Here is a 14,513-nt window from a genome sequence, read left to right as displayed (position 1 = left end):
AACCATAGCAAGGTTTTAAAATGGGTTGGACCATTTTAAAACCGCTATTGGTATAACTAGTAACTTGTAACCAGCTACTAAAACAAGGTTCCCTGCACACCATCTTTAAAAGTGGGCTTAGGCAAATTGTCGAAGTTTGTTTTTTCATCTTTTTTTTCTTCGATAATTTCAGTCTCTACTGGTGTCTCGTAAGTGCTAAAGTCCTTAAGCTTTCCTTTGAAATCGAACTGTGTGAGTCTATTGCCTAATGCTTTCCAACCCTTTATATCTATAAACTCTACAAGATCTATATCGAGTATTTCCTTGACCTTGGCTTTACCTTTAAAAATTTCGACTTGTATCAAAGGATTGGCAGAAGTAGAGGCAAACACTAATTTGCTATCTTTATGATCAGATATGAAGCTATGCACTTTACCATCCTCTTTGGTTTCTATTAAGAATCTTTTGACATAGTAATTCTTGCTATTGCCATCATAATAGACTGCTGATATAGGTTTATCTGCGTCGAATTTTTCGATAGCCAATAATAAATCCATATCTACCCTCACAATGTTTTCATAACTCTGTAAGGCATATGTTCCATTTTTCTGCAAGGTCAATATCAAATCCTCTGCGAAAAATTCGCCAAGGTACTGTCCATATCTATTTTTATTGATACGTCCTACATCTTTATCTAGCCATAGTTTGACACCTCCTAGGGTAGATGTTCCCGCTTTTTTCAATTCTATCTTGTGAATAGGATAGGTAGAAAGAATATTGCCTAGACTGCTTCTACCTTTGACAATCACACTTGCAAAGTCAAAATCAAAAATCTTGATACGCGCTTTGCTATCATCTTTTAGTTTAATCGTAACGACTTCCGCCTCACCATTAGGATTGACAGTTAGGTAAATGACCTTGCACTTTTCTCCTTTGGCTATCTCGTACTCTTTGTCACGCGTAATTCCAGTAACATTAAACCGCTTCACGAAGTTTTTATTGGACTTCGCTTCTGCATAGATTAAATTGTATATCGTGCGCTCATCATCTTTTTTCCAGACTCCGACATGAAGGATATCTTTACCTACAAACTTTTTATCTGATATTCTAGTGACCAGCATTTTGCCGTCTTTGCGTATCACGATAATATCATCCATATCCGTGCAGTCACAGATAAATTCTTCTTTTTTCAATCCATGTCCGATGAATCCTTCTTTGAAATTAGCGTAGAGCTTTTGATTATTGACAGCTACATTTTTCACTTCGATTTGTTCGAACTTTCGAATCTCTGATTTTCGCTCTTTTCCTTTGCCGAATTTAGAAATCAATGTCTTAAAATATTCTACCGCATAGTCATCGATATTCGCAATATGATGCTTGACCTCTTTGAGTTCGCCCTCAAGTTTTTTAATTTTATCCTGAAGCTCATCAATATCTAGTTTGTAGATTCTGCGTACAGGTTTTTCGGTTAACTTTTCATAGTCTTCATTTGTTACTTCACGCTTAAGGTTCTTCAAAAATGGCTTGAATGCTCTCTCTATAGCTTTGAGAACAGTCTCCCAATCACTATGTTTTTTCTCTAACTCTTTATAGATTTTTTCTTCAAAAAATATTTTCTCTAAGGAAAGGTAATGCCACCTATTCTCTAGCTCTTGCTTTTTTATTTGTAATTCTTGGAGTAATAATTGCACCGTATTTTCAGTAGATAGGCGCAGCATTTCATCTACTCCGAGAAAGGTAGGCTTATCTCCTACTATACAGCAGCCTAGTGGGCTGAGTGAAATTTCACATTTCGTAAAAGCATAGAGAGCATCTATAGTAAGGTCAGGCGATACTCCTGGCTGCAATTCGAGCAAGATTTCTACTTCACTCGAGGTATTGTCTATTACTTTTTTTATCTTGATTCTTCCTTTTTCATTCTCTGCTAAAATACTATCTATAAGACTTCCCGTGGTTTCAGAAAATGGAACGGATGTAATAACGAGATTTTTGCCATCTTTTTCAATTTTGGCTCTACACTTCACTTTGCCCCCTTGGAGACCTTGCTGGTAATTGCTTACATCGATATAACCGCCCGTTTGAAAATCGGGATACAATTCGAATTTTTTTCCTTTGATAGCCGCAATAGAGGCATTGCAGAGTTCGATATAATTATGCGGTAGAATATAAGAACGCAAGCCCACACCTATACCTTCTGCGCCATGAGCTAGCAATAATGGAAACTTTATCGGCAATTTCACAGGTTCTCGCTTTCGACCGTCATAGCTCAGTTGCCATTCTGTATTTTCGTCGTGAAATGCTGTGAAAAGAGCAAACGGTGTCAATCGAGCTTCGATATATCGAGGGGCAGCCGCCACATCACCTGTGCGCACATCTCCCCAGTTTCCCTGTGTATCGATCATCAACTCCTTCTGACCTATTTTGACCAAAGCATCGCCTATACTAGCATCACCATGAGGGTGGTACTGCATGGTTTGACCTATGAGGTTGGCTACTTTGGTATATCGTCCATCATCCTGCTCCTTCATAGCATGCAGAATTCTGCGCTGCACAGGTTTTAACCCATCCTGTATATGCGGAATAGCCCTGTCCAGATTGACATAGGAGGCATACTCGAGAAACCATTTTTCATAAAGGTCGTCGACATGAAGGGTTTTATTCGGATCGGACATAAATAGATTCTATTCTCTTCTGAAAATTATAAAAGACAAATAAACTCAATTTGAATTAAAAATGAGTATTAGGATATAAACATATACCTAAAAAAATAATAAACATCCGCTTTAAGGCTATAATTTCTCTTATAATCCTCTACGATGTCGTCAGGTAGGCGATAGATTGCATTTTCATTGAAATGAACCCATGAGTAGCCGTTGAAAAGCACCCGCTTACTAGCACTAAATATTTCAGATACAGTTTGTTTGGAGAATATCGACAGCGGTAAGGCTAGACAAGTCAGCCCCACATCTAAAATTCGCTTTCTTAACATATTTGTCCATTCAAAAAACGTAAAGTTCTCGTCTGCAGCTATAATGTATCCATTTTCATCCTTGCCATGAGATTTTATGAGGTAATCACCACTTTCCGAATATATCCAAACATGATACTTGTGATTCGAATTTCCTATCCACTGAATAGTTTCTGAATTCGTCGAATTATCCATATCTACAATAAAGGAAACTGCAGGCTTTTGACTCTTCAATAGTCGGTAATTGGAATAGTTGGATAATAACTTTGCTATGCTTGTTTCATTGCGGTTATCTGGGACTATTTCTGATTCTAGATATCGGGCGTCATTAAATAAAAGCGGTATCTGTCTATATTTAGAATAGCTCCAACGAAAAACTAAGGGGACGAAAAAACTAATGAACCATAAGATGATAATTACCGCCCTTGAGTATTTAAAGTCTATAGGTAGGATAAAATATATCGTTAGAAACAAAGCGAGATTAGCAATAGATGCTTTTACAAGTTTAGAGATATCGATTTCATTCAAATAAAATTTGGCAAAAAGCATAGATACAATAGCTACTAAGGTATAAATAGGTAGAACCAAATAGTAGAAAAATGGAGGTAAAAAACCTAGATCGTTTTTAATCCATATTGACCAGAAATAGGTAAACATAGAAGATACTGCCATGATACCAATAAAATCAGCTAATGGGAAAAATACTTGCTTTAGTCCATGGCGCATAGCTGAGATAAATTTCAATCCCCATAAGGCTAGGCTAAGAAAAAAATTTAAGACGGAGTGCTGACCCCATTGAAAATTTTTCTGCCAATAGAGTTTCATCGCATTATAAAAAGCCGTTTGATACCGCCAATTTGATTTCACGGAGCTTCTTCCTTTAAAATGCACGATTTCCAGGTCATGGATATACTTAATATGTAATCCATTTTTATGTAACTGATAGGAGATGTCGATATCTTCACCATACATAAAATAACGTTCGTCGAGTCCACCTAATTTTTGATAGATTTCTTTTTGAAAAAACATACATGCCCCTGACATGACTTCTATTTTGTCATTGCTATCTTGAGTCTTATAATAACTCGACCATTTTTTAAAGCCAAGTATTTTAAAAAAACTAGACTTTAAGTCTGGGAAACCTCTTGCACTCTCAGGCAAAAAATTTCCTTGACCATCTAACATTTTCACTGCGACAGCACCAGTATCGTTATCCGCTTTTAATAATTCTAATGCTCTTTGAATAACTTCTTCTGAGATGATGGTATCGGGATTTAGAATAAGAATATTATCTGAGTTGGCATGATTAACTCCTAAATTATTAGCCTTTGAAAAACCAAGATTGATGTCACTGGATATAAAAATAACTTCAGGGAAACGTGGTTTAACATAAGCAAGCGTATCTGCACTAGAGTTATTATCTACGACAATAACTTCTATGTTCATTTTCGCTTTTATCTTCTGTAAGGTAGATAGTGTCAAATGCAAATAATATTTAGCATTATAACTAACAATAATGACACTGAGTATAGGTTTGATATGAATGCTTATTTATTTATTAGTAATTCATAAGGTTGTCTAGCCTGTATACTTCTACCCAATGTGAGATCATCCGTATACTCTAACTCTCCACCGAAAGATATCCCACGTGAAATCGTTGTTATCTTTACCGGATATTGCTTTATCAAATTGGTCATATAGTAAATGGTGGTATCCCCTTCTATGGTAGGATTTAGTGCCATTATAAGTTCTGCCTCACCCAGTTCGCTTACTCGTTTCACAAGCGAATGAATCGTCAGCTTATCAGGACCAATACCGTCAATTGGACTAATAACGCCACCTAAAACGTGATATTGTCCAAAAAATTGATTGGTATTTTCTATAGCGACTAGATCTTTGTAGGTCTCTACCACACAGATAAGATTTTTTATTCTTACTGGATTGGAGCAAATAGTACATACTTCATCGTCATTTGGAGTATGGCATACTTTGCAGAATTTTATATTCTCTTTCAGTTGAGTCAGGGTTTTTGAAAACCGATCGTTTTCTTCCCTTGTAGCATTTAAAAAATGAAGTGCGTATCTAAATGCAGTCTTTTTACCTACCCCTGGTAGTTTTGAAAATTCATTGACTAATTCCTCGATAGATTTTGATAAATACATGCATCAAAAATAAATCAATTCTAATGATGCGAAACCAAAAAAAAAGGTCGAGAAAAACCTCGACCTTTTATAAATATAGGAAAGAAAAATTAAAACTTAACGATCTTAATTTCAGTTCTTCTATTAGCTTGATGGTCTTTGTCGGAGCAGTTAGATTTTACCTTACCTTCACAAGCGCAACCATTTTTTAATTGTGACTCGCCATAACCTCTTGATGTCAGTCTGGAAGGTGCTATACCTTTGCTTATCAAATATTCTACACAAGCTGCAGCCCTCTTAGATGAAAGTGACTCATTATACTTCACTGTAGCTCTACAGTCTGTATGCGAACCCATTTCTATTTCCATAGAAGGATATTGGCGTAGTAAAGAAACTACTTTATCTAATTCCGCTGCTGCGTCAGGACGTATATTCCACTTATTAAGGTCATATAGAATATTTTCAATTTCAAAAGCTAGACCAGCTCCCATTTTTCTTACATAAACTGTCTTTACTATTGAATCGCCATTTCGTAATCCTTTACAGATAGCACTTTCAGGTAGTCCGATATAACGAGTACCATCAGGTAATGTCTTTGAGGCATTTACCTCATAGAATTCATTCATACTGATGCCTTTTACTCTAATAGAGCCATCCGCCTTTGTTGATCCCTCAATTTCCTCATTAGTTGAAGTTTGACGGATATTTACATTAGCTCCAGATATCGGTTGGTTAGTCTCTTTGTCTAAAACTACAATTACAAACTTGCAACGGTCTTCTAAATCCTTGTCTAAAGGAATCTCAACTATTTTGTTTGATTGAAGATTTTTGATGGTAATAGAATTATTTTTATAACCATCTGCACTAGCTTTTACATCACAATTTTTCAATGCGGTAACAGTAACACAAGCTAGGCCATTAGCATCTGTGTAATATGTCTTACTACCTAAACATGGAATCTTAACTGCTGAATTCTTAATAGGATTTTTTGACACTAGTTCGTAAACTTTAATACATAGTTGAGTCTCATCTGTTCTCCAAGAATAGATATCATCAAGACCTTTGCCACCCATTCGATTAGAAGTAAAGTAACCCTCTCTACCTGTTTCATTTGCTATGTAGCCAAAATCATCATATTTTGAGTTATATGGTGCACCCATATTTTCTACTTGTCCGTATTTCATATCCTCTAATTTAGCAGCTCTGTATAAATCTAAACCACCCATACCTGGAAGTCCGTTTGATGCATAAAATAAACTGCCATCTTTAGATACAAAAGGGAAGAGCTCATCTCCAGAAGTATTCACCTCAGGACCTAGGTTCACAGGGGTAGACCATTCCGATCCTACTAATTTTGAATACCATAAATCATTACCACCAAGGCCACCTGGCATATTACTTGCAAAAATCATTTCATCTCCTTTTCCATTAATAAAAGCAGGGTGAGCATAAGAAAAATTCTGATATCCTTCTCCTCTATTTAGAACTACAGAAGTTACATCATCCCAATTTTCTACATCGCCATTAGAATAATTTACCTTGCAGATTTCCATCAATACTGTTCTTTTGTCATCCTTGGCAAAGGAACGACCATCCTTAGTTGTTGACCTTGTAATATATGCAACACCAAAATCCTCTGAGAATGTCATTGGACCTTGCATATATTTCTCATTTGACTTAAGCAATAGTTCTGACTCATTGAAGGTACCCTTTACTTTCTCTTTTTGTGTCGCTTTAAAAATATCTGTAAAACTTTTTACAATTTCATCATCTGATCTATATCCAGTCTTAGTTCTATTTTTTCTGGTAGATACATAGGTAATACCATTTCTATAATAAGAAGGAGAGAAATCTGAATTGGCAGTATTTATGTCCTCAACATTTTTTACGACAATACCAGTATTCGGCTCTGCTAATTTGGAGAAATACCCTGGATTGATACTACGAATTAATGAGTTAGATGAATAACCTCTATTAGAATAGAAGTTATATACTGAGCGTGCTTTATCATAATTGTTCTGCATTTGCAATAGGTTAGCATAACGCAGCATGGCAGATGGGGACATGAAGCCTGAGGCAAAAGCTTCTCCGAAATACTTATCTGCACTATTAAGATCTTGCTTAGGTCCTGGTGCTGAATAAATATATCCCAATTTTTCCTTGGCTTCGGTATTATCTGCATTGGCGGTTAGTACCTCTGTATAAATTTTTATTGCTTTATCTAAATCATAACCTGCTAAGGCTGATTCTCCTTTCTTTAGCATTTCTGTAACATCCGTTCCTTGGGCGATTGCTGAAAAGGCAAACAAAACCGCTACAATTAATATCTGAAACTTTTTCATATCGTTCTTCTTTAAGTTTTTAGATTTTAGGTTATTTAAAATTTAGAAGTAATTTACATATCGTGGAGATACGTATCTCATTCCACCAGATCTCTTACCTAGCTCCATACCGATATAAATCTCATGAGAACCTGAGGTGTTGACGTTTAATCTGGATAAAGGATAATCGTAGGAATAACCAACCTCTAAGAAATTAGTGGCCATCATTTTAAAAGTAGCTATGACAGATTCTCCGCGCAGACCTTGGAATTGTTTAAACTCACCAGCTTCGCTGATAACGTCTCCTCCACTTCTATACCCTAGACCAAACCAAAAACGATCTTGTAATAAAATGTTTCCATTGATATCTACATTAAGAGATGAGTTTTCAGAAAACTTTACAAAAGTGGTAGGCTTAAATTTAACCCCGCCTTCCTTACCGAAAACATAACCCGCACTAGCAAAATAGTGATTGTATATTCTGCTTAAAGTTGCACCTACAACGTTAGCTTGAGGATCAGTTATTCTTAAATTCAATAAATGCGGAGCTGAAGCTCCAATGAAATATCTATCGCTATATAAATATAAACCACCACCGAAATTTGGAATCCATGCAGTCACATTGCTAAGGGTAGGATCGTTTAATGCGACTCCCTGGGCATCTCTTCTTTGGTCATTGTAGTGAAACATAGAAGCCATTAAACCCAGACTCAACCTAGTTTTTTCGTCTAAACGAATTCTATAGGCAAAACTAAGGTCTAAACCCATGTTTTTCATTAGCCCTATAGCATCGTACTTGAATAAAGCACCAATAGCTAAATTTTCATTTTTAAATGGGGTCTGAAAAGAAACGACCGCAGACTTCGGAGCTCCTTCAATTCCTACCCACTGATATCTGCCCAATGCAGACAACCACTGTTTATCTTGGTAGCCAGCAGTCGCTGGATTCGCAAAAAGCGGATTAAAATTGTACATACTAAACGATAAATCTTGCTGTGCCTGAGCGGACTTACCTAGCGCAATCATAATCATAAATAGTAAAAACCTTTTCTTCATATATAAGTTTATTAAAATTCGAGGGCAAATCTAATGGAGTTTGGAATAATGTTTGAATATTTTTTAGTATTTTTTTTAATTACTATCCGTTAAGCCTAAGGATTCTTGGATTCTAATTGCTAAATTCATTGTTTTTGAAGCACTTAACAGGTCAATCGTAGGGCTAGTAGCCCCTTGTTTTATGATTTTGTAAAATTCATCTAACTCTTCAAAGATGGCATTTTTGTCCAATTTATCATACGATTTTAGTTCTAATCGCTTTTCTTTACCCTCATTGGTAATGAAAGGAATGCCCTCACCTAGCTCGCTAATAATCATTTTCTCCGCACTTTTATCTAAAAAATCGATTGCGGTATAACCATCATCTGAAAATACTCTCATCTTGCGCATTTTTTTCATGGAAATACGACTTGCCGTCAGATTAGCGACACAACCATTCTCGAATTCTAATCGTACATTGGCTATATCTGGGGTCCGGCTCAAAATAGCTACACCTTTGGCTGCAATATCTTTGATGGGAGAATCCACTAAACTTAAAATTATATCGAGATCATGAATCATGAGATCCATAATGACAGAAACCTCTGTTCCTCTAGCAACAAAAGGAGCTAAACGATGGACCTCGAAAAACTTTGGGTTTTTTATCACATCCTTCACCGATTGAAATGCTGGATTGTATCGTTCTACATGACCTATTTGCACGATGGTTTTTGATTCATTTTGCAATGCTATCAAATCTTCAACTTCAGCCATATTAGTGCAGACAGGTTTTTCTATAAACACATGTTTCTGATGTTTTAAAGCTAATGCAGCATAATAATGGTGCGAATCAGTAGGGGTCACTACGTCAATAATTGTGCTTTGTCGGAGCAACTCATCGTAACTCACTGTAGAATTTACTTGATACTTCTCAGAAATTACTTTGAGTTTTTCCTCATCATTATCAAAACAGCTAATCGATGTTTTGGGTAAGATCTCGAGCCACTGCTTGAGGTGAATCTCACCTAAATGCCCTAAGCCTACAATGCCTAATGTATGCATTTACTTGATAAGAATATCTACGCGTCTATTGGCTGCTCTACCTGCGGGTGTTCTATTGTCTGCTATTGGGTATTGCATACCAAAGCCTTCGGACTCCATGCGTGTGACCGCCACGCCCTTATCTTCCAGGAATTTTTTGACTGCATTAGCTCTGTCAATGGACAATTTCAAATTCTTTTCTGAGGCGCCTACATTATCTGTATGACCTTTTAAGTTCACTTTCAAATCCGGATTTCGAACCAAGTAATATGCCAAGGTCGTAAGGGATTGATGAGATTCCTTCTTTATGACAGCACTTCCAGTTTCAAATTCCAATTTTTCCATAGCTACCTTGACGATAGAGATGGCCTCTGCTGTAATAGGGCAACCTTTATTAGATTTTGGACCTTTTTCAAATGGACACTTATCTAATGAGTCAATCAACCCATCTTCATCTGTATCTTTTGGAGGTATTATAGGCGGACAACCTCTATTTTCATAAACTCCCACGACAGTAGGACAGTCATCTGCAATATCTGGTACACCATCATTATCCGAATCTGGGCAACCATCAAACTTTTTCAATCCTCTATCGTTTGGACACTTATCTTCATGATCCGGTAGACCATCACCATCCTTGTCAGGACAGCCACCTAATTCTTTCAGGCCTTTCTTCTTAGGGCATCGATCTAGCTGATCAGGCACACCATCTTCATCCGTATCAGGACAGCCATCAAATGCCTTTACTCCTTTCTGATTAGGACATTTATCGATAGAATTTCCTATTCCATCACCATCATCGTCAGCCTCAGGACAACCATCGCCATTGCAGTCTCCAGCGTCATTAGGACATTTATCCTTCTTATTAGACATGAGGTCGCCATCATTATCTTTTGGTTTTGCCTTTTGATGGAAAGGAATATTGAAACTGAAATTAAATGCAGCATTCCTTGTCTGAGATTTTACACCCGCAATACCCATCCAATCATAGAGTGCAAAATTGAAAAATAACAGTCTAAATCCGATACCAGAATTGACCTCCTGAGCCAGCATACTGTAAGTTACCGGTAGATATAATCCAAACAATTTATTTTCCACTCTTGGGATAATAGAAAATTGAATGTTTTGTGTCATAGATGAAGCAAAATTATTGATAACAAATCCGTAAGTGCCATTGGCAGCTAGACTTATCCCTTTATAAAGATTGACATCTATAAATGCATTTAACTTGGTAGGTGTCCACATGAAATAATCTGCTCGAGAGGTATCTAAAGTAACACCATTGCCGCTCAATCCTGATACCCGTTGGGTATGTTCTTGGACATCTGGAAACTTACTAAATTGATTGTTTTCTATATCCGTCGTAAAAGCATTCTCATCTATAGCCATTCGTCTTATAGGTGCTTTTCCTTTCCACTGAATAAATCCATAATCTATCAAGCTCAGACCGATTCTATAAACATATTTATTTAAATCCCGTCTCACATTATCCGTCCGACAATCCATTTCATAGGTAAAATCCTGCTTTTTCTTCTTTTCGAAAATAATTCCTATATCAGCACCGAAACCCATATTTTCAAAGAATTTTACGCTATCACCTCGGTATTCATTGTTCACAATAAAAGGTACAGATATTTGATTATCTAGAATACCGTTAGCATTTCTTATTGCATTTTGACCCGCAAATTCCACCTTCAATTCTCGGGACTGCAGATAGGTGTTTATCAGTCCCACATTTATTTTAGGTGTAACTGCACCCTTCAAAGAATATCCTGGTTTATCTAGAATGACTGCTCCTACTGTTAATCCGAAATTTACCCACATAGAAGCATTAGCCATGAGATCCTTGCTAGTAGATTCTTTCCAGTTATTCGTATCCTTATTATCAAACATATAATTTGCCAACCGCTCACTTACATTATTCGCCGTAATGAGGGTCTTAAAATTACTACTTAATCCGATACTAAATTTATTTTTCCTCCCAACAGAGAGCATAAAACTTGGTCCTATCAAATCTGCTTGCAAAAAAATATGTTTGGGAGAGCCATTGAGATTCCTAGGTAAGAATATTTTTTTTGTGCTATCATTTAAATTCGGAGGGGAAAATGAAATCATATCCGAACTAGCACCGATAAAATTATTTGCCGTTCTCAATCCGAATCCCATTAAGTTCATATGAAAACGATATCTACTATCTACGATTTCTGCTGGATTAAAACTTAGCCCATGCACACCTGAATATGGAGTATTAAACTCCCCAAAATTCATCTGCGACGATAGTTTAGAAACTAAGGTGAGAAAAATTAAAGCAATTGCTAATCGCATATTATGTTGAATAATTCTTAATAAAGAAGCACAAATTTATGTAAAAGAAATGTTTGTATGCCTTTTTTTTAACTTGCGCTGTATTTGAATAACTCATTATCTTTACTTAAATGCAGCTATGAACGTATCTCGGCAGATAACTCCTTCTGATACACTTTGATGAGTTTTTGAATCATTTCATCTATTTCCTTATCTGAAAGGGTCTTATCTGTACTATTTAAAATAAACCTTACCGCATAGGATTTTTTGTCTTCACCTAGCGACTTGTCTTTGAAAACATCGAATAGAATAATATCTGTCAATAATTTACCTAAAGTTTTCCTTGCAATAACTTCAATCTGATCAAATCGCACTTCACTAGTAAGAATAAGCGCTAAATCCCTGCGAACTGTGGGAAACTTTGAAACTTCTTTGTATTCAATTTTTTCTTTAGCCTTCAGAGTATATAAATATTCAATATCTAAATCTGCTAAAAATATTCTTTGTTTGATATCAAACATCTTTTTATTCCATTTGAGCTCACCTAAATATCCAATGTCACGCTGCCCTATAAGTAGGTTTAATCCAAAGGAAAAATGAGGATGCTCTGCTTCCTTGAATTTTAATTCTAATTTCAATACTTTAAAAAGGTTCTCTACTGCGGCCTTTAATTGATAATAATCATTCGGACTTCCTTTTATTTGTTGCCAATTAGGACTAGTATGCATACCTGTACATGCTAAAATAAGCCTCTTTCTTTGTCTAAATTTTCCTGACTTATCCATGAAGTATTCATGTCCGAATTCATAAAGATTCAAGTCTTTTTGATCTCTATTGAGATTATATTCGATGACTTCTAGGAAACCAGGAATCATTGACGATCGCAAACAATCCAGCTCACTGGTCATAGAATTAAGTAGCCGTACCGGTGTAGAATCTTTAAAATATTTCGATTGCGAAATTGAATTGGTTAATATCTCTTGATAACCCTGACCTGTCAATAATCCTGAAATATTCTCTTCAAACTGCGCATAAATGAGACCTTCACTGAAACTCAGATTTGATTTTAAAAATTTAGGGTAAGGCAATAAGTTATACCCATAAATACGCAATACCTCTTCTATCACATCTTCTTCCCTTTTTACATCCTCTTTAAATCGGGGGATACTGAGTTGCCAACTTTGGTTATCGCTGCTTACTATCTCAATGCCCAGTGCCTTTAATATAAAATCTACCTTGCTCTTTTCTATCGAAGTATTGCTGTACAAATCGAGTTTGGCCCTAGTCAAAGAAACCTGCCAAAATGGAAAGTCCGATTTAGATTCCATAACCAGAGGCCCCACTTTTAATTTTTCACTCGCAGAAATAATTATGTTTCTCGCTTTTTCTAAAGCATATTCTGTTCCATTTGGATCAACTCCTTTTTCAAATTTGATAGCAGCTTCTGACCGCAATAGCAAACGCTGACTGGTCTGTCTGACAGCAGTTGAATGGAAAAAAGCTCCTTCTAAAAAGATAGACTTTGTACGCTCATCTATGCATGAGGACATCGAACCCATAACGCCAGCTATACCAATAGTATTTCCACTATTTTTTATGATAATATCTCCTGACTTTAGTTTCAATTCACTGCCATTCAAGGCTGTGAAATTTTGTTCATCAGATAGCTCATCTATTACTATTTCGTTCCCTTGTAACTTGTCTAAATCATAAGCATGTAAAGGCTGACCTAAATCATGTAAAATATAATTGGTCACGTCTACTAATAAATTTTTCGAAGACTCTCCGATGGCACTTAAGCGATTTTTTAACCAAGCTGGTGAAGTCAAATTCTCTATATCACGGATAACTATGCCTCCGAACTTAGGAGATTTCTCCGTAAGAATATTTATTTTTAATTTTTCATCAATTGGAGTACAATGAGTTGGCATAGTCGTCTTCCCGTCCGAATGAAAGATACATTGACCACCTCTCGCATTCATAGCAGCAGCTAAATCTCTAGCTACTCCCCTATGACACATGGCATCTGTTCTATTTGGGGTCAAGCCAATTTCAAAAATGAAATCATTCGATATGTGAAAATAATCAGCTGCTGGTGTACCTATTTGTGCGCTACTTTCAAGCACTAATATTCCATCGTGATTATGCCCTAAGCTCAATTCGTCTTCTGCACATATCATGCCTTGACTTTCTTCTCCACGTATCTTAGAATTTTTAATGGTAAATGATTCTCCGTTAGGTAAATAAACTACAGCACCTTCAGTGGCTACTACCACTTTCTGGCCTGCTGCTACATTGGGTGCTCCACACACTATTTTTTTAATACCTAGAGTTTCTCCTAAATTTACTTGCGTAAGGCTCAGCTTGTCTGCATTAGGATGTTTGCTGCATGAAATCACTTCCCCTACAAAAAAATTAGCTAGTCCCCCTCGAATAGATTCAAATTTCTCTATACCTTCTACTTCCAAACCTATAGAGGTCAATACTTCAGCAGCCTGTTGCACAGATAAACTTGAACAGTCAATATATTCATTGAGCCAATTCCATGATATTTTCATGATCCTTATATATAAATGGCAAATGTAAAAAAAAGACCTCCAAATGGAGGTCTTTCTTTATTTTGTTTAATTTTAAACTTGTTTTACTGTCTCATGATTTCAATGAAACCTGTCTTGGTCGTCTTGAACTCATCTTCTAGCTCTAGTAAGTAGTAGTAAACACCAT

The 14,513-nt window shown here is 36.3% G+C and carries 8 protein-coding genes; all 8 read right to left on the bottom strand.

Going from position 1 to position 14,513, the window contains the following annotated elements; translation table 11 throughout:
• Positions 1-77: 77 nt before the first annotated feature.
• On the bottom strand, positions 78-2,651 hold the full coding sequence (locus JNL75_07950; protein ID MBL7789740.1) for a DNA gyrase/topoisomerase IV subunit A: 2,574 nt from the start codon (positions 2,649-2,651) through the stop codon (positions 78-80).
• 68 nt (positions 2,652-2,719) lie between these two features.
• On the bottom strand, positions 2,720-4,435 hold the full coding sequence (locus tag JNL75_07945) for a glycosyltransferase (protein ID MBL7789739.1): 1,716 nt from the start codon (positions 4,433-4,435) through the stop codon (positions 2,720-2,722).
• A gap of 59 nt (positions 4,436-4,494) precedes the next feature.
• A complete protein-coding gene (recR, locus tag JNL75_07940; GenBank protein MBL7789738.1) occupies positions 4,495-5,109 on the bottom strand; it encodes a recombination protein RecR in 615 nt (204 codons plus the stop codon).
• A gap of 89 nt (positions 5,110-5,198) precedes the next feature.
• Positions 5,199-7,430, bottom strand: coding sequence for an OmpA family protein (locus JNL75_07935; protein ID MBL7789737.1), 2,232 nt, complete (start codon positions 7,428-7,430; stop codon positions 5,199-5,201).
• Positions 7,431-7,472: 42 nt separating this feature from the next.
• Entirely contained in the window at positions 7,473-8,465 is a 993-nt protein-coding gene (locus JNL75_07930) for a type IX secretion system membrane protein PorP/SprF (protein MBL7789736.1), read from the bottom strand.
• Positions 8,466-8,540: 75 nt separating this feature from the next.
• Positions 8,541-9,506, bottom strand: coding sequence for a Gfo/Idh/MocA family oxidoreductase (locus JNL75_07925; GenBank protein ID MBL7789735.1), 966 nt, complete (start codon positions 9,504-9,506; stop codon positions 8,541-8,543).
• Positions 9,507-11,810, bottom strand: coding sequence for an OmpA family protein (locus tag JNL75_07920; GenBank protein MBL7789734.1), 2,304 nt, complete (start codon positions 11,808-11,810; stop codon positions 9,507-9,509).
• Positions 11,811-11,926: 116 nt separating this feature from the next.
• Positions 11,927-14,347, bottom strand: a complete 2,421-nt coding sequence (gene pheT / locus JNL75_07915; protein MBL7789733.1) for a phenylalanine--tRNA ligase subunit beta — start codon at positions 14,345-14,347, stop codon at positions 11,927-11,929.
• Between the last annotated feature and the right edge of the window lie 166 nt (positions 14,348-14,513).

It is taken from the genome of Chitinophagales bacterium (assembly GCA_016787225.1).
Lineage (GTDB): Bacteria > Bacteroidota > Bacteroidia > Chitinophagales > JADJOU01 > CHPMRC01.
The sequence above is the reverse complement of the archived record's forward strand: the minus strand, read 5'-3'. Positions and strand labels throughout refer to the sequence as shown.

Excerpts from the sequence above, each read along its gene's own strand:
- JNL75_07950 (MBL7789740.1), bottom strand. The coding sequence starts at position 2,651 with ATGTCCGATCCGAATAAAACCCTTCATGTCGACGACCTTTATGAAAAA.
- recR (MBL7789738.1), bottom strand. The coding sequence starts at position 5,109 with ATGTATTTATCAAAATCTATCGAGGAATTAGTCAATGAATTTTCAAAA.
- JNL75_07935 (MBL7789737.1), bottom strand. The coding sequence starts at position 7,430 with ATGAAAAAGTTTCAGATATTAATTGTAGCGGTTTTGTTTGCCTTTTCA.
- JNL75_07930 (MBL7789736.1), bottom strand. The coding sequence starts at position 8,465 with ATGAAGAAAAGGTTTTTACTATTTATGATTATGATTGCGCTAGGTAAG.
- JNL75_07925 (MBL7789735.1), bottom strand. The coding sequence starts at position 9,506 with ATGCATACATTAGGCATTGTAGGCTTAGGGCATTTAGGTGAGATTCAC.
- JNL75_07920 (MBL7789734.1), bottom strand. The coding sequence starts at position 11,810 with ATGCGATTAGCAATTGCTTTAATTTTTCTCACCTTAGTTTCTAAACTA.
- pheT (MBL7789733.1), bottom strand. The coding sequence starts at position 14,347 with ATGAAAATATCATGGAATTGGCTCAATGAATATATTGACTGTTCAAGT.